At 39.5% G+C, this 24,999-nt stretch carries 16 protein-coding genes, 1 tRNA gene and 3 pseudogenes; 9 read left to right on the top strand and 11 right to left on the bottom strand.

Annotation, left to right across the window (positions count from 1 at the left end; translation table 11 throughout):
* Window positions 1-50 precede the first annotated feature (50 nt).
* The 3 genes from rpoN to V8V91_RS10155 are packed head-to-tail and all read left to right on the top strand — an operon-like array spanning window position 51 to window position 2,123.
* Window positions 51-1,505: an RNA polymerase factor sigma-54 gene (rpoN, locus tag V8V91_RS10165; RefSeq protein ID WP_373399962.1), complete on the top strand. Its 1,455-nt coding sequence runs from the start codon at window positions 51-53 to the stop codon at window positions 1,503-1,505.
* A complete protein-coding gene (locus V8V91_RS10160) occupies window positions 1,505-1,909 on the top strand; it encodes a hypothetical protein (protein WP_373399961.1) in 405 nt (134 codons plus the stop codon). The genes rpoN and V8V91_RS10160 overlap by 1 nt, the downstream gene beginning before the upstream one ends.
* A gap of 40 nt (window positions 1,910-1,949) precedes the next feature.
* Window positions 1,950-2,123: a hypothetical protein gene (locus tag V8V91_RS10155; protein WP_373399960.1), complete on the top strand. Its 174-nt coding sequence runs from the start codon at window positions 1,950-1,952 to the stop codon at window positions 2,121-2,123.
* Window positions 2,124-2,204: 81 nt separating this feature from the next.
* Here V8V91_RS10155 and V8V91_RS10150 read toward each other — a convergent pair whose 3' ends face one another.
* Window positions 2,205-2,942, bottom strand: a complete 738-nt coding sequence (locus V8V91_RS10150; RefSeq protein ID WP_373399959.1) for a porin family protein — start codon at window positions 2,940-2,942, stop codon at window positions 2,205-2,207.
* 181 nt (window positions 2,943-3,123) lie between these two features.
* Between V8V91_RS10150 and V8V91_RS10145 the strand changes: the two genes are divergently transcribed.
* Both V8V91_RS10145 and V8V91_RS10140 read left to right on the top strand, forming a co-directional pair.
* Window positions 3,124-3,197: transfer RNA gene (locus V8V91_RS10145), tRNA-Arg, on the top strand.
* A 623-nt stretch (window positions 3,198-3,820) separates the two neighbouring features.
* On the top strand, window positions 3,821-4,036 hold the full coding sequence (locus tag V8V91_RS10140; RefSeq protein WP_373399958.1) for a hypothetical protein: 216 nt from the start codon (window positions 3,821-3,823) through the stop codon (window positions 4,034-4,036).
* Between the two features lie 29 nt (window positions 4,037-4,065).
* Here V8V91_RS10140 and V8V91_RS10135 read toward each other — a convergent pair whose 3' ends face one another.
* The 8 genes from V8V91_RS10135 to V8V91_RS10100 form a co-directional block, all read right to left on the bottom strand.
* On the bottom strand, window positions 4,066-5,310 hold the full coding sequence (locus V8V91_RS10135) for a sugar MFS transporter (protein WP_373399957.1): 1,245 nt from the start codon (window positions 5,308-5,310) through the stop codon (window positions 4,066-4,068).
* 121 nt (window positions 5,311-5,431) lie between these two features.
* Complete coding sequence (locus V8V91_RS10130; protein ID WP_373399956.1) at window positions 5,432-7,639, bottom strand: hypothetical protein; 2,208 nt, start codon at window positions 7,637-7,639, stop codon at window positions 5,432-5,434.
* A gap of 110 nt (window positions 7,640-7,749) precedes the next feature.
* Window positions 7,750-8,175: a hypothetical protein gene (locus V8V91_RS10125; protein ID WP_373399955.1), complete on the bottom strand. Its 426-nt coding sequence runs from the start codon at window positions 8,173-8,175 to the stop codon at window positions 7,750-7,752.
* Between the two features lie 121 nt (window positions 8,176-8,296).
* On the bottom strand, window positions 8,297-9,082 hold the full coding sequence (locus tag V8V91_RS10120) for a gliding motility-associated C-terminal domain-containing protein (protein ID WP_373399954.1): 786 nt from the start codon (window positions 9,080-9,082) through the stop codon (window positions 8,297-8,299).
* 263 nt (window positions 9,083-9,345) lie between these two features.
* The gene (locus V8V91_RS10115; RefSeq protein WP_373399953.1) at window positions 9,346-11,568 is read right to left on the bottom strand and encodes a hypothetical protein; all 2,223 of its coding nucleotides are present in this window, start codon (window positions 11,566-11,568) and stop codon (window positions 9,346-9,348) included.
* Between the two features lie 336 nt (window positions 11,569-11,904).
* Window positions 11,905-12,657, bottom strand: coding sequence for a peroxide stress protein YaaA (yaaA, locus tag V8V91_RS10110; protein ID WP_373399952.1), 753 nt, complete (start codon window positions 12,655-12,657; stop codon window positions 11,905-11,907).
* A gap of 1 nt (window position 12,658) precedes the next feature.
* Window positions 12,659-17,557 carry a gliding motility-associated C-terminal domain-containing protein gene (locus V8V91_RS10105; RefSeq protein WP_373399951.1) on the bottom strand — a complete coding sequence of 1,633 codons (4,899 nt, stop codon included), beginning with the start codon at window positions 17,555-17,557 and terminating at the stop codon, window positions 12,659-12,661.
* A gap of 20 nt (window positions 17,558-17,577) precedes the next feature.
* On the bottom strand, window positions 17,578-18,165 hold the full coding sequence (locus V8V91_RS10100) for a hypothetical protein (RefSeq protein ID WP_373399950.1): 588 nt from the start codon (window positions 18,163-18,165) through the stop codon (window positions 17,578-17,580).
* Window positions 18,166-18,282: 117 nt separating this feature from the next.
* Here V8V91_RS10100 and V8V91_RS10095 point away from each other — a divergent pair.
* Window positions 18,283-19,292, top strand: a pseudogene (locus tag V8V91_RS10095) (type IX secretion system membrane protein PorP/SprF).
* A gap of 70 nt (window positions 19,293-19,362) precedes the next feature.
* On the opposite strand, the gene V8V91_RS10090 reads toward V8V91_RS10095, so the two are convergent.
* A complete protein-coding gene (locus V8V91_RS10090) occupies window positions 19,363-20,775 on the bottom strand; it encodes a Gfo/Idh/MocA family oxidoreductase (protein WP_373399949.1) in 1,413 nt (470 codons plus the stop codon).
* Between the two features lie 377 nt (window positions 20,776-21,152).
* Here V8V91_RS10090 and V8V91_RS10085 point away from each other — a divergent pair.
* From V8V91_RS10085 to V8V91_RS10075, 3 genes and pseudogenes are all read left to right on the top strand, one after another.
* A pseudogene (locus V8V91_RS10085) lies at window positions 21,153-22,084 on the top strand (phytanoyl-CoA dioxygenase family protein).
* 100 nt (window positions 22,085-22,184) lie between these two features.
* On the top strand, window positions 22,185-23,207 hold the full coding sequence (locus V8V91_RS10080) for a ThuA domain-containing protein (RefSeq protein WP_373399948.1): 1,023 nt from the start codon (window positions 22,185-22,187) through the stop codon (window positions 23,205-23,207).
* Window positions 23,208-23,287: 80 nt separating this feature from the next.
* Window positions 23,288-24,137: pseudogene (locus tag V8V91_RS10075) on the top strand (sugar phosphate isomerase/epimerase family protein).
* A gap of 149 nt (window positions 24,138-24,286) precedes the next feature.
* Here V8V91_RS10075 and V8V91_RS10070 read toward each other — a convergent pair.
* Window positions 24,287-24,952 carry a DUF2461 domain-containing protein gene (locus V8V91_RS10070; protein WP_373399947.1) on the bottom strand — a complete coding sequence of 222 codons (666 nt, stop codon included), beginning with the start codon at window positions 24,950-24,952 and terminating at the stop codon, window positions 24,287-24,289.
* Between the last annotated feature and the right edge of the window lie 47 nt (window positions 24,953-24,999).

Genomic DNA, 24,999 nt, shown 5'->3' with positions numbered 1-24,999 from the left:
ACTTGAAAAGGCCTTTTTTGAACCCAAATATTGGTTTTATCTGATTTCTAATGCAAAAGCTAAATCTTAGCCAGTCACTTTCACAGAAACTTTCTCCTCAACAGATCCAATTTATCAAATTGTTGCAGGTACCCACTGCAGAATTGGAGACCAGAATTGAGGAAGAGTTGGAAATAAATCCTGCTTTGGAAGAAGGGAAGGATGATGATTCAGATAGTTCTCAAGACGATTTTGAAGATAGTTACGAGGAGGATTCTGTGCAGGATGATAGGGATGTTAACATTGACGATTACCTCGATGATGAATATGGAGGTTACAAGATGCAAGGAGATGGGAATTATAGCCCTGATGAAGAAGATCGGGAAATTCCGATTTCCAGTCAGTCATCCTTGCATGAGCAATTAGTGTCTCAGCTTAATTTTCTTAAGTTGGATGATCGACAAAGAATCATCGGGCAACAGTTGATTGGGAGTATAGAAAACGATGGCTACATCCGTAGGGACCTAGATGCGATAATTAATGACTTGGCTTTTAGCCAAAATATTGAAACTGATATTGATGAACTGGAGGAAATTTTGAGAAAAATCCAGGGCTTTGATCCAGCTGGAATTGCTTCAAGAAATCTTCAGGAATGTCTGACACTTCAGCTTGAACGCAAAGAACATCCGGAAGATCCTACGGTAATCCATGCTCTTCGAATTATTCAAGATTGCTTCGATGAGTTTACGAAAAAGCATTATTCCAAAATTCAGAAAAAGTGTGATCTAACGGAGGAGGAGACGAAAGAGGCGGTAAATCTAATTACGAAACTGAACCCGAAGCCTGGAGGCGTAGCAGATGGATTGGTCCGTACCCAGTATATTATTCCTGATTTTATTCTGACGAATAACGGAGGAAAAATGGAAATTAGCCTAAATTCCAGGAATGCACCCGAGCTTAGAATTTCCAGGTCTTATTCTGAGATGTTTGATGCCTATGACAAGAGTGATAAGAAGGATAAAAAGCTCAAAGAGACAGTATCTTTTGTCAAACAGAAGTTAGATGCTGCAAAATGGTTTATTGATGCCATTAAGCAACGACAAAATACTTTATTGAGGACGATGGAGGCAATACTTACTTATCAGAAGGAATTCTTTATCGATGGGGATGAAACCAACCTCCGTCCAATGATTTTAAAAGATATTGCTGAAAGAATTGATATGGATATTTCCACTGTGTCTCGTGTAGCAAATAGTAAAGCCATCCAGACGGAATTTGGTGTATATCCTTTAAAGTATTTCTTTTCGGAAGGAATTGCCACGGATAGTGGAGAGGATGTAAGTAACCGTGAAGTAAAATCAGTTTTGCAGGCAATGGTGGATCAAGAGGATAAGAAGAAGCCTTTATCAGATGATAAGCTTGTGAAGATGCTCAATAAAAAGGGGTATAATATAGCAAGAAGGACCGTGGCAAAATATAGAGAACAACTTCAAATACCGGTTGCAAGACTAAGAAAAGAACTCTAGTGCCTAGATTAATTGCTTTATTTGTTTCTGTAGTTTTTCAGCCTTTGCTAGTCCCTACCCTGGTGTTTGGGTTGATCTTGTACTTGGTACCAGAGGCAAGCAGTATCCCTGATGTTTTTAAAAACAGAATCTTCCTTTTAATAGTCTTATCTACCCTTGCCATACCCATGGTTACTATTTTTGGGTTAAGATTGAGCGGTACTTTAAAAAGTATCCATATGGTTGATATAAAGGATCGGATTGTTCCATTTATTGTGACTACCATCTATTTTTTATTGACCACTTATTTTCTGCATGATAAGAATGAATTGGATCCGATTCTTTGGCAGGTATTAGGCATCATATCTGTCTCCATTGTAGGCTTGACCCTGGTGACTTTTTTTGGAAAATGTCTGCACATATGACTGGATTAGGGGCTTAGTGGCGACAGTTATAGTGTTAAACTTGAAATTCGCCACCTTCGATGCATTGTATCCCTTATTAGGTGCGATTGTGCTTTCTGGCTTGGTAGCTACTTGTAGATTATATTTAAACGCCCATAAACCATTGGAGATTTATATTGGCTTTGTTTATGGATTTATCATTTGCTTTCTGGGGTTTGAATTGATTTACCCCTGATTTTTATAAGAAGTTCTATTCAAAAAAATAGCATGAAAAAGCCGGAGTTAGTTTCCGGCTTTTTTGATATGTTGAATGGGATTAAAAGACATTGACTGCAACCCCAAAGTTAAGTTGTGTAGCTCCCGTCCCAATTGGTCCCATTCCTTGTTGGAAAGTTTTATTCAATCCGTAATACATCCATGCATAAAAGCCAGGAGATCCCGCTTTTAGGGTCAATCCATATCTGAATTTCTCAAGTCCATAATTCTGGGAGTCCTTGATTTTTCTTTCTAGACCATCAGAATCAGTGAATTTAATTTTAGAATGTGCTTCATAAAGCAAGCCTAACTTGGCTCCTAATGAAACCCTGAATCCTTTGTAATGATTCGTTTTATTGAAGTGGTATGTTAAATCTAAAGGAAAGTCTATATAGTTTGCTGCAAAGGTGTTTTTATTCAACCGAATATTTTCTCCATATACTTCAGTTACTTCAAGCAGGTCACTGGATTCAGGCCCTTTTTCTACGTCATTAAACAGGTTTTTCCCATCTTTGAAAGCGTATTTGTCTGTTCCAAAGCCAATACCTGGATCGAATGTAAAACCAGATGTTTCACCGAATATTTTAAATGGGTGCTGGAAGTACACATTGAAAGTCCTGGAACCAAAGAAGTTCAGACTCATGTCCTCAGGTCGGTTGTTTAATTGGTTAAATCCGAACTCAAAAGATAAGTTGCTTGGAATATTTGGTCTACCTCCAATTGGAGTTTTTGGTTTTTCCTGTGCAAATGCGGTTTGGAATAAAACCAAAGCGAACAAAATAGTGTATAATTTTTTCATTAAATAAGGATTGAATTTCAAATTCATCGCGGGCAAAAATATGAATTCCTGAAGGAATTACCCTGTTTTTAGTCTTAATTATTCTTAAGTGGTGATCAAGTTTAAATTTACAAAAAGATCTTTTTCTTCCTTGTGCTTGTTTGGAATAAAAAGAAAAATAAATACCTTTGCATTCCATTTCGGCTTCGTAGCTCAACTGAATAGAGCACCTGATTACGGCTCAGGAGGTTTCAGGTTTGAATCCTGACGAGGTCACAAAGCTCTTCCATAACGGTTGAGCTTTTTTTGGCTTAATAAAACGGTAATAGGAGGTTATAGCTTACGATGGTTATCAGGGTGAATTCCCGCAGATGCGGGACAGGCACTAACGAGGTCATAAAGCTCATCCATAACGGTTGAGCTTTTTTGTGCTCAATATAACCGAAAAAGGAGGTTTTAGCTTACGAAGGTTATCAGGGTGAATTCCCGCAGATACGGGACAGGCACTGACGAGGTCACAAAGCTCATCCATAACGGTTGAGCTTTTTTGTGCTTAATAAAACGGTAATAGGAGGTTATAGCTTACGATGGTTATCAGGGTGAATTCCCGCAGATGCGGGACAGGCACTGACGAGGTCACAAAGCTCTTCCATAACGGTTGAGCTTTTTTTGTGCTTAATAAAACGGGTAAAGGAGCTTTCCGCCCACTATGATTATTAGGATGAATTTTGATAAGTATAACTAACACTTATTAAAAGAAAGTTGATGAATGATTGAAAGGGGTGGATAAAGTATTTCTAACAGTGTTATCAGTTTTTATAAGAACTATTTTTTGTTCATTTTAGCCATGAGTTTTAGTAGGAACAAATGAAAAAGTTATCCCTCTTCTATTTCTTTTAATGGGTTGTAGCCTGTTTGAAGACACCAAGTTGGTAGACATTCAAAAATTTGAAGGTCCTTGTGTGATCACATTGAAAGATGGATCTACCATAGAAACGACAGGTGGAATTGAAGTATCAAAAAGGTATGAAGGTATTACTTATCGAGATGAAGAGGGGAAGATATGGTCCCTTTTTAAAGAAGAGTATACGTCCTATTCATGTGGAAATCAATAAAGCAAAAAAGCAGCCCGAAGGCTGCTTTTTTAATGTGCTGTTGCAACTGAAGGTTTTGAGCTTTTCTGCCAAAAGAACAGTATCAAGAATGCCACAATCAAAATAATTGGGAAAGTGGTCATTGTAGATAGAGTTGCTTGACCTGCAGCAAGATCCAATTCCGATCCAGTTAATCCTAAAGCTGTTTGCTCTGCAATATCACTATCAATCCATCCACCGATAATAGGTTGGAAAATCGCTGTAGAAAACATACCTACACCACCGATGATTGACATGCCTAAGGCACCGCTTTTTGGGATTTTTGCTGCCACAAATCCAATCATAGTAGGCCAGAAGAAGGCAACTCCCACAGCAAAGAAAATAGCGGCTACATAGGCCATTACGCCAGTTTGTGTACTAAACAAGTAAATTCCTATGGTAGATACGATTGCACCTCCCAATAAAACACCAGTTTGACCCAAGGCCTTGGTTACTGGTCCTCCGAAGAATCTCAATACAGCCATAAGTCCTGTGGTAAGGGCAAGGATCAACATAGGCTTAGCACCAGAACTTTCCATAATCAATCCAGTCCATTTCTGTGGTCCAAACTCAGTAATTGCAGTAAGTGCCATGCAAGCGAAAATGAAAAGGAATAAAGGAGTAAACATCGCTTTGATGTTTCCTGACAAAGAACCTGCTTGCTCCACACTTGCTTTAGGGAAAGTTTTTCCGTTGAATAAATAGAAGTATATGATTGCAGGGATAGGAATTAACCAGAATTGACTTTGCCAAGAGAATCCAAAGCTTGTCATTGCTTCTGAAAGAAGAGCTCCAACGAAAATACCTCCAGGGAACCACATGTGGAATCTGTTTAGCATTTTATTCATCGTGGAACCGGTATACATATCAGCAATCATTGGGTTACAAGCTGCCTCTGTACATCCACATCCAATTCCCATTAAAAGATTTGAAGCTAGAAGCAAAACATAGCTCATATCTGAAACAAAATAAATCGCAAACAGCGTCAATGCTGCTCCTATAAAGTGAGAAAGGAATGCGATTTTCATAATTTTTTTAGGTCCTATAGAGTGATAGATCAATCCTCCGATGATCATTGCTATTGGAAATCCAAAGAACCATAGAGAGTTGATATACCCTAACCTCTCGGCAGTGTATCCTAAGTCATCTCCTAATTGTCTTAATGTTCCGGCACTGATACTAAATGAAAATGCCGTTGTAATGAGTGCAAAACAACTCGCGTTGAAGAGCGCACTTTTGTTGATGGTTTGAGTCATAAGCTAGGTATTTTGGTTACTGGGTCATTAAAATAACAATTGAAATGGCTTTGAAAATAGGAAAAATATCGGATTAAGGCTTTTCCGATTATATAAAAATTTTAAAGAATCTAGATATTCTTTACTCGATAACTAACAGTGAGCTAGTTATCTTATCCTCAAAACCAAATTCATTATTTCGTAACAACAAAATGACTACGTAAGTACCGCTTGGAATATTTTTTCCATTGATTGTTCCATCCCATTGTAAAATAGGCGTCTCAACTGGGATTTCACTGGTTAACTCATGATGGATTAAAGTTCCTTGTCTATTTAATACAAAAAGCTCTGCCTCTGAAACGCCTTCACTGATCAAAACTCTGAAATCTTTATCAGCTTGGTTTAAAATCATGGCATTGGGGTAAACCACTTGGAATTTACATGCATCATAAGTGTTGAATTCTGCTGTAAATTCACAACCATCTTCGGTGGTAACCACTAATACATAATCTCCTATTTCTTCTGGCTTATAGGTAGGGGAGGTGGATACCAGTTGATCTTCATGGAACCAACTATAAGTCGCAAAATCTCCTGGGTCTATAGCAGGGATCGTGTTATTTTCTATAGAGCAAAATGCATAAGAATCCTCTACTTGTGGAAGAGTCGTAAATGTACTTTCTTCCACTTCTATTTGATTTCTACCTAATTCACAGCCCAATTTACTGTAGACAACTACCTCATAAGTTCCTACTTCCACTGCTGGAATCTCCAATAAATCATCCAATGCGGTAAGATTTTCTCGGTTTCCATTTAAGTCAAAAAAGATCCATTCAATATGATCTACTGCCTCTTCATCCGTAGTCAAAGTAATGGTTGCTTCATAAGGCTGTGGACAGATTTTGGTAGCTTCCAGTTCTGTGTCAACTCTAAATATCGGCTCAACCACCTCGAAATAAATCTTTTCAACAGGGCAATAACCACTTCCTAATGGTTGTACGATTAAGGAATAGGTTCCATAAGCTGTAGGATAGAATATAGGACTTCTTCCTACTATTTCTCCGTCGGAATTTTGCCAACGAATACTAGCATTTTCAGGTTCTATTCCTTCAATCGAAGCCTCAAAAACTTTATTCCCAAAACAGTCCTCCTCAATCAATTGATAATCAAATGAAATTGATTGTGAGAGAGATGCGGTGAATTGTCTTTTCTTTGGGCATAGTCCTAAACTTGCGTCATTAGAGACTGCTAAAATTTCATAATCCCCTGGTTCTGTCAATGAAAAGGCACCATTAGCCCCAATTTGTTCCTCATGTCCATCTGGAAAAGTTAAGGTGTATGTTAGGTCCTCTTCTGTTTCTGGGATCAAATCAAAGGTTTCGCAAATGTTGATGGATTCAGGAACAGAATATTCCACCTGCATTTCAGTTCCAATTATTACTTCTTCCATTGGGTAAGTACAACCTCCCATGATAAGCTCCAGCACATACTTCCCTCCTAATAAATCGACAGTTTTGCTCGTTTCGTTAATCAGTTCCCCATAGGTTATTTCCCCCTCGTTTTCTTGCATGACCCTAAAAGAACCAGTGACAGGCTCATCAAATTCAAAAGTCAATTTTCCTCGAGATACCCCAGTAGGACTACAGGTTTCTGGTTCTTCTATGATGTTAACATTTGCCTGACTAGGAGGAGAAGCTGTTAAAGGGGGATCCATTGCTTCCAACTTCATTAACTCTGTTACTTCACACCCATTTTTAAAGGCCTTAACGGTATAAATCTTTGGTTTGAGGTTAGAATAAGAAAGTGTTTGACCTGCAGAAATATCAAATTCAGTCAAGCCAAGTTCAGGAATAAATAGGGAGTCAATTTCAGATTGCGTAGTTACCTGAAAGCCTCCAGAAGGGTCAGAACAGTCTTCAGGCTGATCTGTCATACTTAGTTGGATTTTTGGAGCTTCATTTACAAAAAAGAATTTTCTCCTCTCAGATCTGCAATCTGGGAATTCCTCATTCACTGCACTGAAGTATACTTCAAAATACCCGATGCCATCGATGTCCTCCGGACGAATTACCTTTTCAAATCCCTCACCAAGGCTTACTTTGGTGGTCTCAGTGTCTTTCCTGATAAACCATTCTCCAGAAAGAGGAGTGTCCAATGAGAAAGTAATGTTCTCCCCTTCGCAGATTTGCTCTGAACTTTGGATTATTTTAAAATCTATAGGAGGGCCTACGAAAGTTGAACCTGTAATTAAACAATCTTGTCCACCTTCAGAATTGGTTAAAAAGATTTCTACTTTATAATATCCTTCATAATAAGCTTGAATGGTATTGCCAGAGGCAATTTCATTATCCAAAACATCTCTCCAGATGATGGTATAGTCATTGATGTTTGGAGTATTGTTGGGATTGATCGCAGTAAGTTCGGCATATCCTCCATTACAAAGGAGGTAATCTGGCTCTAATGCTAATTCAGGGCCTTTTGAACGGTGACTTCCATGGTTTTTTCATAGAAATCACTTTGATTATTTCTCCTTACGTTCAGCTTGACCTGGTACTTACCAATTTCATTAAATGAAATTTTAACAGTTTCATATTGTACTCCACCTCCTGATTGGTTGAATATAACTTCCCCGTTTTGGTCGGTGACTACCCATGTGTAGACGTCTGTTTCGGGATCACCCCCGCCGCTAAAGGTTCCTATAACTCCTCCAAAAACAATACATAAGTACTCTGGACCCATTAGTTCCAGTACTCCAAAATCTTCAGCGACCGTTCTGTGAATATTTTTTACGGCGCTTATGGAGGTTAACGGGGATGATACAGTCAATAAACTGATCAATGCATACAGGATTCCAATCTTCCAAGTCGGAAATTGGTCTTTAGCTCGCAAAATGTCTACTTATTTAAGTGTCTGCAAATTTATATGATCTGCCTCAGAAAGAATTGAACTTTCTAATCGCATGCCGAAAAATATCAAAATCTATTCCACTTAAATACTTAGTAATTTACTCTTAGTTGATTACTAATATTGATCCAATTTGATAATCAGTGATCCCTCTTTCGAGGTTCACATAATTGAGTCGGATAGAATAGGTCCCATTCGGAATTTTTTTACCATTGTAGGTCCCATCCCAAAAACAAGTTGATTCTTCTTTGATCAAGTCTGTTTGTTTACAATTGTAAACCATCTGGCCCCATTGATTAAAAATGAAGACCTCTAATTCATCAATAAGATAATTGGTGTAAACCAAAAAGCCTTTATCTGGGTTATCGAGCTCAATGGCATTTGGGTAAGTTACTCGGAGTTCACATTCCTCGATGGTTTCAAAAGTTGTATTATAGGCGCATCCTTCTTCACTATATACCACAAGTTCAAAATTACCTACTAACAAAGGTTTGTAGGTAGGGCTTGTGGAAACCAGGTTTCCTTCGTGATACCATTCATAAGAAGCAAAACTTCCAGGGTTGATCACAGGCGCGATTTCATACCTTGGACAGATTTGATAACGCTCATCTACTTCGGGTCTAACTTGATCCATACTTCTGGTAAGTAGCACTAAATCTGACCCTAACAAGCATGATGCATTATTATAAAGCCTTGCTTCGTAGGTGCCTTCTTCAGAAGCTAATATCTCAGGTATATTCTTTTGGCTGGTCAATTCGGTCAGGTTTCCATTGAGGTCCGTAAACCACCATTCAATGGTGTTGACCAAATCCAATTCCGCCTCAATGGAAATTGCGGCATCCGTGGCATCAGGACAGAGTGGAGCAGCCAGTAAAGATACCTCAAGATTCAAAACTGATTCTTTAACTTCAAATAGAATGGGTTCTAGATCACAGGGTTCGCTATTCCTTGGCTGGACTTCTATGTAATAGTTTCCAGATTCTGAATTGCCTATGCTAATAAATTCATCAGTACTTAAAAGATTATTGTCTTCGTCAAACCAAAATATCAGTACATCCTCTGCTGAAGCACCGGTTAATTTCGCTTGATAGGTTTTTTCACCGTTACAATCCTCGCTAACTAATATAGGCTCAAAAGGAATTGGTTGATGAACCTTTACATAGAAGTCCTTAATGACTGGACAATTAGGGAGCTTATTTCAGGGTGGTAGCCAAAGAGGCTATAATTTCCTTCCTGAGTTAATTCAAATGGATTATCTGCATCTTTTTCAACGGTGCTTCCATCTGGAAGAGTTAATATGAATTGTAACGGTTGGTCTGTTTCAGGTATAAGATCAAAAGACTGGCAAATAGATAATGAATCAGGGACTGAAAATTCAACCTTTTCGGTGTTGAAAGTCAGGTCAATTGAATTTCTGCCTAACTCACAGTCTTTTTCTATAGAGGGGATTATACTATACACAGAAGCTTCATAGGTTCCATCTTCAAAAACTGTGATCTCGGTTTCGTCTTTAAATTGATCGAGTTCTTCAATAACCCCAGTTGAAGTATACCTTCTCCATAGGATATCTGTCACCTCATCAGGGAATGTTGTTTCTATTGAAATGGTAGCACCTGGTCCAAGTTCACATAGTTTTGTAGTTTTCATGCTCACATCCACCTCTAATATGGGCTCTTCAATCAAAAAAGATTTTGGAGGAATTGGACAAGCTGCACTATTGGAAGGCTGAACATCCAGCTTGAATTCTCCAAATGAGGTAGGGAACATAGTTTGGCCTGTCCCTATCAACACATCATTTTCATTGTACCAGGAGAAAATTACTGAAGAAGGATCTACCCCTGATATATCAGCGAAGTAGGTTCTATTCCCAAAACAGTCCTGTTTGATCAATACTGGTGTAAAGTCCACCGGGTCTACTAGGGTAACCTCAAATTCAAGAGTTGAAGGACAGACTTCTGATTGATCCGGAAGCAAACCTGTAATTTTGTAAGGTCCTGCTTGAGTGATCACAAAAGGCTCTCCATTGCTTTTATATTCCGTGGTGCCATCAGGAAGTTGCAGTTGATAATCCAAAAGCTGATTTGATTCTGGGAATAGTTCGAATGACTGGCAAACAGTCAATATCTCAGGGACAGAAAATTCGGTTTGTTCTAGTCCCGGTACATCTATCAAATCCGCTCTAGGAATTCTACATTCGTCTTCTCCATAAAATTCAAAATAGTACTGTCCTCCAGGAATACTGATTTCAAGATTGCTTTTGTCCGACACCTCGTTTTCCCTGATCAAAGTACCTTTTTCATTGATCAATCGATAAGATCCGCTCACTGGACCATTTGGAAAAAGGATACTGATAGAGCCATTTATTTTTCCTTCAGCTGTACATGCCTCTCCGGTGATATTCTGTATGTCATATTTATAACTATCAGGCTCAGTAGCTAAGGAGACTACAGATCCTAAATAATTCAAACAACCTCCTAATACACCAGTGAGGGTATAAGCTCCAGATTTAAGATTGGTAAATTCATAGGTTTCTCCAGGATTTAATGGGGGGGATGATTCTCCACTTTCTTCCAAGAAGACCTTATCTAACGGCGTGAGGGCCCGAATAGTAATACTTCCATCTGGAATCAAACAGTTTGATGAGCTTTTGCTATCTATGACCTCATAGTCTGGCTGAGGATAATAGGTTAATGGATAGGTCTTTTCAATTAAGCAGTTGTTTCCACTGACAGGGTTTGGTTTAAAAATGATTTCATATTCTCCTGGCATGTCAAGGTCTAGGATCGGAGTGATCACGATGCTTTTATCCTGATCTAGAAATATTTCATCAGTATTAGGGAGTTTTCTATAATACCAGGAACCATTCAAGTCCTCTGAGGTAGTTAATGTAACGGTATTGTCGGGGCAAATGAATGGGGTAGAACTTACTATTTCATATCCTTCATACAAACTTATATCTGTGAAAATGCTTGTTTCACAGGCTTGGTTTCCATCTTCATCTTCGAAGAAAAATGTTACCGTGTACCGGTCTGGTTCAACTACTGTGATGGAATTGGAGTCCCCTATCAGGTTTCCTTCTCCATCTTCCCAAACAAATTCATAGTCTGTGAATTCAGAACTATTTTCATCTATGGCAGAAATACTGATTCCATTTATATCACAAATCTCATAGGCGGGAAGTAAACTAATCGTAGGTCCTTTAATCAGTTCTACGTCTTGAGATTGGCTAAAGTCAGGGACTCCTGGTCTTCTTACAATTAATTCTACCCGGTGTGTTCCGATTTGGTCAAATGTATAACTGATTGTTTGAAAACTTTCCCCTCCTGATTTATCGAAAACCAATTGGCCAGATGGATTAAAAATTTTCCAGAAATACACATCAGTTTGGGGATTTCCAGCTCAAAAAAATCTCCTATTACGCTTCCATATACGTTACAAAGTTTATCTGGCCCTATTAATTCGGGATCTTGAATTTTTTGGTTATGTAGATTTGTTGGATTGAGGGTTTCCGCAAAAAAATCCGATATGGCAATAGAAACAGATCCACTAACCAAAGTGAGGAATAAAGTGAAGAATAGATGTCTTTTTGCGTATGTCAACTTCAAAATGTTGAGGAAAACTGATGGGAAACAGACCTCTAAGCTACCATAAAATTTTAGGTAAAAAAATCCAGAAGTTTCCTAAACCTCTGGATTTCTATTGAATTGACCTCGCTTATCTTACGAAAACCCAATCGGATTCCGTGCTTAAATTTTCTGAGTATTCATATCGTTCCTGATTGAATTTTTTGAGTTCCTCGGGATCCGTAATTCTATTTTTGATGGCATAATTAGTCATCATTCCTCTAGCTTGTTTCGCGAAAAAACCAACCACTTGATAGCTATCATTTTTATATTCCTTAAAGTGGATAGTAATCAATGGGGACTTTAACGTTTTTTGGTCTACAGCCTTGAAATATTCTTGTGAAGCAAGGTTGATGATTGGGGCTCCTTCTGCGACTTTATTTATTGCTTTTGCAATTTTCTTGTCCCAAAACTCATAGAGGTTTTTACCCTTCTTATTCTCCAATTTGGTTCCCATTTCCAACCGGTAAGGTTGAATTAAATCCAGCGGTTTTAACAAGCCATACAAGCCTGAAAGAATTCTTAAATGATGCTGGGCGAATTCAAAGTCCTTCTCATCATATTCATCTACCTCTATTTTGGTATACACGTCTCCTTTGAATGCCAATAATGCCTGCTTGGAGTTTTCAAAGCTGAACTCTTTTTGGAAAGTTTTGTAACGTTCCTCATTCAAGTTTGCTAAGGAATCAGAGATATGCATCAAACCAGAAATTTCTTTGGCAGATTTTTTCTTCATGATTCTTACCAACGCTTGCGTGTCGGATTGAAATTCCGGTAAGGTATGGGATTTGAAATCAGGTAAACTATAGTCTAACGTTTTGGCAGGGGATATTAAAATTAACATGTTATTGAATGACTGTAATTGCTTTGGTGATTTTTTGGGTAATATTTTGGTCTTCACTTGTCAACTTCACAACGACCGCATATGTTCCATTTGGAACAAATTTTCCATTCAATTGCCCATCCCAAGGACAAAATGGCTGGCCAGGCTCTAAGTTTTCGTGTTCACAATAGAAAATTAATTCACCCCATCTATTATAAATGTAAACCTCTACATAGTCAATGTACTCATTAGCATAAAGAATAAAGTTTCGATTGGGGTCATCTAATACCACTCCATTAGGGAAAGAGATTTTAAGAGAGCAGTCCTCGATAACCTCCATAGTGGCTATGTATTCACAACCAACATCGTCAGAAACTGTTAAAGTATAAATACCTGGTAAAGTAGGTGTAAATAAAGAATCCTGAGAAACTTCCTCACCTTCTAATACCCATGAATAATTGTCATAGTCTCCAGGGGCAATACTTTCTGTGACACCTTCGGCAGCACAAATCGTGATAGACTCTGGCAATACAGGTGGGATAATCGTGGATTTTACGACTACTCCTGAAGCTCTTCCCAAATCACAGCCGGATGAATTTCTCAATAAAGCCTCATAGGTTCCTTCCTGTGAAACTTCAATAATAGGAAGATTATCGAAAGCAGGAATTCTGGTTCTAGTAGCCCCCTGTACAGAGTACCATTCAATTTCAGTCACTATACTCAAATCGGCTACCACGGTAATGGTCGTACTAGTTTGGTCCACACAAAATGGGACTACATCCAATTCCACTTCAAGTCTTTGATCCACCAATTCCGCCTCGAAAGACTTCTTGTCTACTGGGCAAAGCCCACCAGAAACAGGCTGTACTTCCAAAGTGTAATTACCTTCTCTATTAGGAGCAAAACTTTGAGATCTTCCTACAATGACTCCTCCTTCATCTTTCCAAAGGAAAATCACCTCGGTAGGGTCTGCATTATTCAGAATGGCTTCATATACAGTACCAACTTGGCAATCAACTATAGCATCACTTACCTCAAAATCGATAGGCTGGGTAATATTGGCGACCATTTCTATTTCTCTTGGACAATTAATGCCATTTGGATCCTCTCCCAGCATGGTAAAAGTGTCGCTTGAGTCAATGGTAAAACTTCCGTCTGAATTAGGTGATATGATGGTCCCGGTGCTGGAAGTCAAGGTATAGTTTAATGAATCTGGAGCATCAGGAGTAAAGGTGAAGCTTTCACAAGCTGTGAAATCAGTAGGGACTGAGAATACCACCTGCAATTTTTGCTCGATCGAATAAAGCGTATCATCCGGAACGGAACAGTTGGTAGCGTCAAAAACTTCAACAGCATATTCACCATAAGGAACATTTACTAAAATTTGATTGGTATTGGTGAAATTACCTGTAAACTCCTGGCCATCACCTTGTCTGGTAATTACATAACTTCCGCTTTGAGGGGAGCTTGTGAAGTCAATTGTCAGGACCCCATTTTCCACTCCAATACTGCTACATAATTCATCAGTTGGTGTGACGGTATATTCAAAATCCACAGGAGGATTGCTATTCACGACTGTTACAGTTGCGGTATACATACACCCAAAGCTATTTTGGGCTTCAATCGTATAAACACCCGGGAATAGGTCAACGACTGGGATTGAATTGCCTCCTGATACATTGTTAAATACTTCGCCAGTCTCTAAAATGGTAACTGATTCAGCCTCACTTTGCATCGTGATTTCAAACGAGCCATCTGCTGTATTACAATTAGTAGCAGGATTTGTCTGGTTGGCAATAAATAGTGGCAATTCATTAACAATTAGCTCCACTTTCTTCTCTACAGTACAACCTTCCAAAATTGGGTCTTGGGTTACAAAAATAATTTCATATTGACCTGGCCCAGGAAGGTTAGGGATGAATAACTCCAATTCAAAGAAACTTCCTAAAGAAGTCCTGGTAGGATCTCCGTCCAACGTATAGAACCACTCTCCTGTGATTGGAGTGTCTGGAGCGAAGGTGACTGTAGTCTCCTCATAACATACCTCCTCTGAAGTTTGAGTTAAATCAAATTCAAAGGCAGGACCCACAAAAACTTCCGCGGTAGATGGGCATGTTTCATAAAGTAAGGCTTCATCATCTGAAAGCCCATCAGGCAATCTGTAGCTTACAGTGACGGTGTAGATGCTTTCTTCTTCAACAGTAATTTCATTCGAATTCTCATCGCCAAATACCTGGCCTGCTGCATTGGTCCATTGGAAATCATATAATCCTTCTGCTGGATCATATCCGTCAATCGCAGTTAGGGTGACAGGAGCACCTGAACATAGGGTCACATCATCCTCCAAAGTCAAAACGGGAGGAGCATCAACCTGAACTTCTAAGCTGGCTTCATAATAGGTAGGATCTCCGCATCGGTCCACTCGTAAATCAACAGTATATAATCCTGGCTCCGTAAAATTATGTTCATAGCTCTGGAACTCCTCTCCAGGACCTCCAAAATTATCTAATACGACTACTCCATTTTCATCGGTAATCGTATAAAAATAGCTATCTATATCAGGTTCTCCGGCACCTTCAAACATCGCTCCACCACCTTCATTGGGATCCAAACAAATTCTTGGAGGACCAGATAGGGATGGTTCAGGGATAGAACTTCCTGAATTTTGCACAAATGAGGGAAGACCTAAATTTGAAGTACCCGGCATAGGTTCTACACCATCCATCGTGAAAGTGCTGGAGGAATTACAACCAGATCCCACATTGATCTGACCAATTCTATTGTCGCCTACTACTGCAACATAAACTTGTCCATTTGGACCGATTTGAAGTGCGCCGAGATCAAGTCCAGAAGTTTGGCTAACCCCGTTTTTGGTACTCAAAATACAGGCTTCAATTTCAGCTCTGGTGGTAGCATTTTCAAAACAAGTAGGACATACTGCGGCATCCGGATCGTCATTTTCCACAGGTTTGATATTGAATTCCTCTATCCCAGGTCCTCCATTTCTGTAAGAGACCAATACTCGATCACCATCTTCGGAAAATTCCAATCCATAAACATCCCCATCACATCCAAGATCAATTCTGGCATATTCAGTCATTTCTCCAGTATCCGCATCAAAGTCGAAGATTTCAAGTTTGTTACATCCTCCCTCAGAAATGGTGACAGCTACTTTATCCCCATCCGAATTGAACTTCATTGCACCTACCCCAGAATTAAATCCATGGTTGCTTCCCACAGAGCTTAGGACAGGAGGCCCAATCCCCAAAGAGGATACTGGGTAGGCTCTAAAGGTATTATTACCCAATTCATGGAACATCATCCAAGTAGTATCCCCCGCATTTAAAGCAGCAGTATGTTCTGTGGACGGGCTAAATAGGAAGTTGTCCTTAGATACCACATTCCCGATTCCTGATTCATTTTCTGCCTTTATATCCACTAAAGAATAGCTCACTTGATTGGAACCATTAGCAGATTGTTGAGTGGTAAATAAATAGAATAGGGTTTGTTCTTCAGGGACAGGAACCGCCATCACAGATTGGCTTGAAGAATTGTCTCCTCCGATAGAATCCCCATTTTCCATCAAGTCCCCATTGAGATCCCATACAGAAGCTCCATCAGTATAAAACAGAACTTGACCTGTTTGATCGGATATAGTTGTAGTTCCTGCAGGAATATCCTGAGGGTGTCGACTTTCAATAGGCCTAGGAGTGGGAGCATCAGGATCATCAGGATCCGGGTTAAAATCTAACCCTGCTCCATCTCCAAAATACCAGATGTTGTTACTTTGGTCATCTAAATCCCAGATTTTTACTCGGATTTCTGCATAAGCATAACAAGAAGAACCTGGTTCTCTTACCAAAGCCCAATATAATCCTGGTTGACATACTTCATTTTCCTGTCTCGTTCCCCAGCCTTCATCCCGGTAATTGGACCAGAAGTATTCATAATTGGAACCACCTCCAGTATCAGGAGCTTCTCCATCTTGACCTGCAGCTTGGGCTTGTAAAAGTGGTCCGATGTCAATACAGGTATTACAGATCGTGGTATCAGATGGATTAAAGTTGGCCTCCAGGTTGTTTTCAGTCAAAGGAATGGAATGCGTGGAGGATTGGGTTTCTCCATCCTCATACTCAACTGTCAACGTCACAGTAATGTCAGTGCCTTGAGCAGCATCAGCAGGAATTAAAAAATGTTCCTGATTGTAATCAGCCTCTATTGGATTACCGTCCGAATCAGTCAATGGAGGAGTAAATTCCCAGGTATAGGTAGCGGGACTGTAATTTTCTGGAGTAATCGTGCTGGTTAGCTGAACAGGATTATTGGAACAGGGCATTTCAGGGTCCCATGTGAAATCTACTGAAGGTGAAATGTCTGCATTCGGGGCAAAAACTGGGAATATTCTTCCGCAAAAATCTGCTCCCATAAATGGGTCTTCATCCAGCGTCAATAAGGTTAGATCTGGTTCATCTGGATTTTCTACCTTACCAATTAATTGTGGACCTCCTACAGTTTCCTCATAGATGTAATAAAGACTTCCATCAGGACCTACTTTTACATCATAAATTGAGTTTACTGGATTCGTAAGTGGAATAATTTCTGGCGTAGCAGAAAGGTCATTTGATGGAACTCTTACTAATTGATCTCCCAGAGAATAATAAATAAAGCTTCCGTCAGGAGAAAAATCTGCTCCTCCATAATTCCCTGTGCCAGAAATCGATGAAATTGGAGTTGGATTGCTAAAGCTTCCGCTACCAGTATCGAAATCTAGAACTTGAATTGGATCAGAGCTCGTTTCAGGAATTAATATCAATTGACCAGACTCCTCATTGAAAATAATCCTTTCTGGTGTGAATGGTAAGCTTTGATTATCCGTAGTACTAAAATTCCCTTCCCCATCCTCTAATCTTTGGGAAACCAAGTTCCCTCCGTCAAAACTGATTAAATAAGAGGGAGAGGAGGAATTTTTACAACAAGGATTGCTCCTGAGGCATTCCCCATACTGTTGTCTTTGGAAACAACTTCACCCAACGGTCTTTCATTTCCTGTCGCTTGACCAGGTGCGTTCATGTCAACCAAGGAATATTGGAGTTCCCCGGATAGGGATATGTAAAAAATGTAGAATAATTTATTGCCCTCTGGGTCGTATTCCAAAAAACCTGTAGCTACTTGCTGAGTACCATCTACATTGCCGTTGAGCCCTGGAGCAGAACCTTCAATAGGAGATTGACTGAAATCATAAACTAGTTCACCATTTGTTTGAAAAAGCGGTTGTCCTGTAATTGGATCAATGGCGATCGCACTGTTGTTTTTGCCAAGTAGCACGGTATTTGGTAGAGTTTGTACCGTGGGAGTATTGCCTTTACCAAATGATAAGTAATTGCTTTCTCCTGTGTCGCAACTTCCGAAAATCCACTCGTTTTCATTAAACCCCTGAGATAGGACATTTGATTCTATCGCAAAGAGGGCAAATAGAAGCGAAAAGGTAAAAATATACTTGATCCTTATGGAATTAGGGTTGCTTTTCATAATTTTCGAATCGCTTTTAAAACAACCAAACTAGTAAAACGTTTTAAAAGCCAACTGAATAATCAAATAAACGAACAAATCCTTGTTACGGTCTCTGTCTCTTATTGTTTTTTTTCAATCTGTTGTTTAGGACTTCAGATTAATGCCTTTGGGCAGGACCCCCAATATAGCCAATATTATGCAGCGCCCCTTTACCTAAACCCTGCAATGACCGGGGAGAGTTAACGGGACGAATAGGATTCAACTATCGCAACCAGTGGCCAAGCATTGATGCTCAGTTTACTACCTTCTCGGCATACTACGATACCTACCTGCCAAATTATAATTCAGGAATTGGCGTTATGGTAATGCAAGATACCGAAGGAGCTTCAAAACTAAGGTCCACTACGATTTCTGCACTCTATTCTTACGAATTAAAAATTAGTGACAACGCGTATTTTCGTCCAGGCTTTCAGGCATCCTATATTCGACGGGAAATAGGGTTTTATGAAAATCTAGTTTTTGCCAACCAAATCAACCCCAATGATCCATTTGGACCCATATTGCCAGGGACTGATTTACCAGGATTGGGAGATCCCGTAAGTATGTTGTCCCTATCTTTAGGAGGAATGTTTTTTACCGAAGATTTTTGGATTGGCGTTTCAGCTCACCATGTGAATCAACCCAACCAATCTTTTTTGGATGGAGTCAGCAAGTTGCCTGCAAAAATCTCCTTCCATGGTGGATACCGATTTAATCTTGGTGAAGGAGGAATGAGACAGGATTTTACTCATATGCGTCGTCAGCGATATTTAACTCCAACCATTAATTATAAACGCCAAGGACCATTTGAACAGTTGGATGTAGGAGCTTATTTCTATGTAGAACCTGTTGTTTTTGGACTTTGGTATCGAGGATTACCTTACAAGCCCGTAGAAAATCAAAGTAATCGAGATGCGATCGTAATGATGGTAGGTTTAAATCTACTCAGTGGATTGAATATTGGATATAGTTTCGACTACACAGTTTCACAGTTGGGGATTCAATCTGGAGGTGCGCATGAATTGAGTTTGTCCTGGACGCTGCCTAATAAATATGAGGGTAAACCTAATCGAAGGGATACCATTTTACCTTGTCCGAAATTTTAAGCAGACTTCGGATTAGTTAAAAAAGCTGAAAGTAGACCTTTCAGCTTTTTCATTTTTACAGAATAGAAGATTACAGGGTGTAAAACTCTTCCCATCCTTTTCTTGGTGCCTCCCCAGTCAAAAGTTGATTGGCTAGAGGATTATTGGTGATGCGATGCGTTTCCCTGTCAAAAATTAACTTGGAATTAAGCTGCTGGGCCAAAACACCTAAACAGAAAACTTGGCTTAGAGGGCCTGCAACAGAAAAAGGAGAACGTGTTTCTTCTTCACCTTTGGAAGCTTTCAAGAAATTTGCAAAGTGGTTAGAAGGGCTCTCTGGAACTTCTGGAAGTTTGCTGGCCATATCTTTGGCTTTTTCTTCTCCTATGATGGATAATGTACTTCCATGTGAACCTCCTTTGAAGGTCAAATCTTTTCCGTAAATGATTTTACCTGGATTTAGTTTAGCTGGTTGGATTTGACCATTGCTGGCTGCAGGAATATCTGCATTCAGTTCTGAGACACCATAATTTTCAGGAACAGGCGGAATATTGTCTACTCCATCATACCATGTCAAGGTCAGGGCAGGCATTCCATTTCTTTCAGGAAACTTAAATGCCAACGTAGTGGACATAGGGAAGAAGAAATTATTGTGCCCTCTCAACATCACTGGATCTACTTCATAAGGAAGACCTAACTCCAGAAATTCGTGAGCAGTATCCATGGTATGTGCACCCCAGTCGCCAAGAGCTCCCATTCCAAAGTCATACCAACAGCGCCACTGTCCATTAATGAAGTCTTTATTATAATCGTGTTGACTTCTCGCCATCAGCCAGTTGTCCCAGTCCAAGGTGGAAGGGATAGGTTCTGCTTTTGGGAAGCTTTGCATATTCACATCCCATCCATGCCATCTTCTTGGACTATTCATATGGGCAGTAACAGCAGTAACGTCCTTTATTATACCTGCTTCTTTCCAGGCTTTAAACTGAAAATAGTTTCCTTCGGAATGTCCTTGATTCCCCATTTGAGTAACCACATTATGTCTTTTTGCACAGTCCATCATCAGGGAAACTTCATTGAAAGTTCGTGCCATCGGTTTTTCAACATAAACATGCTTTCCTTCTGACATTGCCAGCATGGTGATTGGGAAGTGAGAAAAATCAGGAGTACCTACGGTGATGGCTTCAAAGCCATGGCCAAATTGGTCAAATAGCTCTCTAAAATCCTGAAACCGTTTCGCATTTGGAAACTTGTTCATAATCTCCAAAGTATGAGGAGCGCCCATGTCTACATCACAAAGAGCTACGATGTTACAAAGGCCTGTATCGTAAAGGGCATTGATGATCTGAGCTCCTCTATTTCCAATTCCACAACAAGCCAAGTCCACTTTATCGCTAGGGGCAACATGACCTAATGGTTTTCCAAAAACTGAGGATGGGAGAAAGCTAATTCCTGCCATTCCAAGAGCACTGGTTTTTATAAAATCTCTTCTTTTATTATTCATATCAGGATATTTATGGATTATCGGATCAATTGAACTGAAAAAGTAAGAAAATCTTTCCTAAGTATTTTTTAGAAATAGGCTTCTCAAGCGAAAACTAACGGAATGGATTTCGTGATTATGCTGGATGCAGGTATCAAAAACTGATGAGCATGCTTTTAATTTTTTTTAACAATTTTCCGACATTTTATCCCAAATAAATCCTATTTGGGAATAATAAAGATAGAAGGGATGGGTTGCCAATAAGGGGTGGTTAATTACTTTTTTATAATTCTTGATCAAAAAAATGTATGTATCCTCCTAAGAAGGTTTTGTCTTAACTGACAAAGCCTTCTTGAATTTTCAGGTCAACTCAGTTGAATAAATCTATTTGAAGTGCAATGAATTTCAATAATTATGCGAAAAATCAGAAAGTAATGACAGATCAAAATCAGGATTTTGCTAACTTCCATGTCAACTTAACGCACCCAAAAATGAGAGATCTATCGGTTTATTCTCATCCAATTACGGACCTTTTTGAACAGCCCAAAACAGAAGCTGAATGGGAGAAATACCGACTTAGCCAAGATCAGGTTGATTTCTTTCATGAAAACGGCTACTTGTCTGGAATCAAATTATTGGATGAAGATCAGATTCGTGTTTTAAAAGAGGCATTGGAGAAGGTTTCCAATCCAAAGCATCCCATGAATCACTTGTTTCATGAGTTTCATAGCAATGAGTCCTCAGACCCTAATCAGGTTTTATTTCATTCATTAGGTCATTGGAGGATACACCCCGCCTTTCATGATGTAATTTGGAATCCAGCTTTTTTGATGGCTTCCAGTCAGTTGCTTGGCGATAAATCGGTGAGATTTTGGCATGATCAGCTTTTCTGTAAACCCGCAAAGCATGGGGGCAATGTAGCTTGGCATCAGGATTATTCATACTGGACAAGGACCGTTGTGATGCAACATCTGACGTGTTGGTGTGGATTGGATGATGCAACAGAAGCGAATGGATGTTTGAATTATATTCGGGGAGTCACCGTTGGGGATTGCTGGAAAAACCGGCCTTAGCAGGAGAGATGGATGGGTTAAAGGCCATGCTTAATGAGCAGCAATTGAAAGAATTTAACCCGGTAGCTGTTCCCTTGAAAGCTGGATATGCTACTTTTCATCATCCTTTGATGGTACATGGAAGTTTTGCAAATTATTCCGAGAATGCTAGAAGAGCGTTTGTGTTGAATGTTTTTGCAGATGGTACAGTTTCTGATACCAATGATCCATTATTGAAGGGTGTACCTATTATTCCAAAGGGAAAAAATGGAAGGTAAGTTTTTCCCTAAAATTTTTGAAATAAAATAGCCGTAAAACATATTCTGTTTGGTGGGAGGAAAATATTTTTATTTCTTCCCATTTCAACCCAAAAAATCTATGAAAATTCTCTTTAATCGTCAATGGGCAATTGTTTTTGCTCTTGTACTTTCTTTTTCAATTTCTGTGGCTTGCGCCCAAAACGGTAAAACTTTTCTTCAATTTGAAGGGAAAACTGGACCTGGGAAAAGTAAACATGTGGTGCTGATTTCAGGCGATGATGAATATCGATCTGAAGAATCCATGCCAATGATGGCCAAAATTCTTTCCGAGACCTATGGTTTCAATACTACTGTGTTGTTTCCGATTGAACCTGAAACAGGAGATATCGTTCCTAGCTATCAAAAAAATATTCCAGGATTGGAACATCTACAAGATGCGGATCTCGTGATTATGTTGATTCGATTTAGAGACCTTCCAATGGATCAAATGAAACAGTTGGAGGATTATTTCAAATCTGGTAAGCCTTTTATTGCATTGAGAACTTCTACACACCCATTTGCAGTAAAAGATCAAAACTCTCCTTATTTCAAATGGAATTGGAATAGTAAAGTTCCTGGATGGGAAGGAGGCTTTGGTCAGCAGATCGTCGGTGAAACTTGGGTTGCTCATCATGGAATCCATAAATCTGAAGGAACAAGAGCCTTGGTAGATGGAGTAGACCGTGATGCTGATCATCCGATTCTTCGAGGAGTGGATGATATCTGGGCACCTACGGATGTTTATTCTATCAAAAATCTTCCTGCTTCTGCCAATGTGCTACTTTTCGGGCAATCAACTGCAGGAATGACTCCGGATGCTCCCTTGATGTGGGATAAATCCATCATGCCTATTGCTTGGACAAAAGAGTACAAAATGGAAGGTGGAAAAAGCGGTAAAGTATTGGGAAGTACATTAGGATCTTCTTTGGATTTCCAAGCGGAGGATATGCGAAGACTTATTGTCAATGCATCATTTTGGTTATTGGATATGCCTGAGGTGATTACTCCTGAATTAAATGTAGCGATTGTTGGGTCCTATGAACCAACCATGTTTGGTTTTGATAGCTTCCGAAAAGGAATGAAAGTAGAGGATTTTAAATGAAATAAGTCCACGGACCACAGTCAACTGTCGATCGAGATTCGGCAGTGGACCTTGGTCAGTGGTCTGTTGACCAAATAACAATGAACAAAATAGGATTTAATGTACTGGCATGGTCTGCGGAGATGTCAGAGAACTTGTTGCCTGTATTAGATCGATTAAAGAAAATCGGGTACGATGGGGCAGAATTTTTTATTGGAGGATCTCCTGAAGAATCCTTTAAAATGATCGGTAAGCATTGTGCAGATATCGGTTTGGAAGTAACTGCTGTGACTGTGATGGGTCCAGAACAAAATCCGATTTCACCAGATGCCAAAATCCGTGCTGCTGCCAGCGAACATTTAAAGTGGGTGATAGACCGTGCAGTCGATTTGAATGCGCAGGTATTATGTGGTCCATACCATTCGGCATTCACTGTCTTTGCTTCAAGGGAGCCTATAGAGGATGAATACAATTGGTCAGCCGAGTATTTGCATGAAATGGGAGATTATGCGCAACAAGCGGGAGTATTATTGACGCCGGAAGCCTTGAATAGATTTGAGTGCTATCTCTGCAATACCATGGAACAGCTTTCGTATTTGCTAAAAAAGTAGATCACTCCAATGTACAGGCCATGTTTGATACGCACCATGCAAATATTGAGGAAAAAAATTGGGAGAGGCCATCAAATTTATTGCACCTCAATTAGGCCATTTTCATATCTCTGAAAATGATCGAGGAACCCCGGGTTCAGGGCATGTCAATTTCGATGAAACCTTCCAAGCCTTGGCTGAGGTGAAATACAAAGGCTGGTTGACCATTGAGGGTTTTACCCGAAATGACCCAGCATTTGCCAATTCCATAGGGGTGTGGAGGAATTTCTCCGAACCTTGGGATATGGCCGAGAACGGCTATAAGATGATTCGGGAGATGGGGGAGAAATACGGATTGTAAATTCCTAGCCCATGGTTTAAACCATGGGCTATTATGTTTGTGAGGAGACAAACCGAGGAGGAAATTGTTTTAAGGTCATTTCGACTGAAAGGAGAAATCTCAGCAGCTATGTAGAAAATCTAAGGCATGGTATGTAACCTCAAGATCATTTATTCTAAAATCGACTCTCCATTTTGGTCAGTAGTTAGCACTTCGCTCATGTAATCAAAGAAAGGTCGCATGGCCAAAAATGTCAGAAGCACCTCTTTCTGGAAATTGTCAGCCAAGACCTCCTGATCAGAAAATTTTCTTCTTACTACAAATTGCTTTTTCTTGATCAAATCAATCGCAGGAAGGGTTTTGTCAAAGCCTTTAGGAGCATTTTTTACACCATCCTCTCCCTCTAGCTTTCCAAAGTATTTCAGGAAATTATTGTCTGAAGTGATCTGCTGGATTTCATCTGGATTTATTTCGAATTCTTTTCGAATACGGAATAAATCATCCTTATTGGGAGCCCAGAAGCCTCCTCCTACAAAACTACTGTCAGGCCCAATCTGGAGATAGTAACCGCCTCTCAACATGGGTTTTACCCGAGAGAATCCTGCTCCGAAATTGGTTTTGTAAGGTGTTTTATCTTTTGAAAAGCGGATGTCCCGGTAGATTCTAGAGATATGGATTTTATTTAATCTGTCATGTTTTTGAAGTTCAGAATAGATCTTGTTGAAAAATTTTGAATTCTCTTCTTTGATCAATTCATATTCAGGTTTATGCACTTGAAACCATTCACGATTGTTATTTTCCTGGAGCAGTTTTAGAAATTCAAAACCTCTTTTCATGATAAGTTATTAGCAATGCGATGAACTGATGGATAATTAATTTGACT

Source organism: Algoriphagus halophilus, assembly GCF_041729275.1.
Taxonomy (GTDB): Bacteria; Bacteroidota; Bacteroidia; order Cytophagales; family Cyclobacteriaceae; genus Algoriphagus; species Algoriphagus halophilus_A.
The sequence above is the reverse complement of the archived record's forward strand: the minus strand, read 5'-3'. Positions and strand labels throughout refer to the sequence as shown.

Bases quoted from the DNA above. Each gene is read 5' to 3' on its own strand.
- rpoN (WP_373399962.1), top strand. From the start codon at position 51: ATGCAAAAGCTAAATCTTAGCCAGTCACTTTCACAGAAACTTTCTCCT.
- V8V91_RS10150 (WP_373399959.1), bottom strand. From the start codon at position 2,942: ATGAAAAAATTATACACTATTTTGTTCGCTTTGGTTTTATTCCAAACC.
- V8V91_RS10140 (WP_373399958.1), top strand. From the start codon at position 3,821: ATGGGTTGTAGCCTGTTTGAAGACACCAAGTTGGTAGACATTCAAAAA.
- V8V91_RS10135 (WP_373399957.1), bottom strand. From the start codon at position 5,310: ATGACTCAAACCATCAACAAAAGTGCGCTCTTCAACGCGAGTTGTTTT.
- yaaA (WP_373399952.1), bottom strand. From the start codon at position 12,657: ATGTTAATTTTAATATCCCCTGCCAAAACGTTAGACTATAGTTTACCT.
- V8V91_RS10100 (WP_373399950.1), bottom strand. From the start codon at position 18,165: ATGAAAAGCAACCCTAATTCCATAAGGATCAAGTATATTTTTACCTTT.
- V8V91_RS10090 (WP_373399949.1), bottom strand. From the start codon at position 20,775: ATGAATAATAAAAGAAGAGATTTTATAAAAACCAGTGCTCTTGGAATG.
- V8V91_RS10080 (WP_373399948.1), top strand. From the start codon at position 22,185: ATGAAAATTCTCTTTAATCGTCAATGGGCAATTGTTTTTGCTCTTGTA.
- V8V91_RS10070 (WP_373399947.1), bottom strand. From the start codon at position 24,952: ATGAAAAGAGGTTTTGAATTTCTAAAACTGCTCCAGGAAAATAACAAT.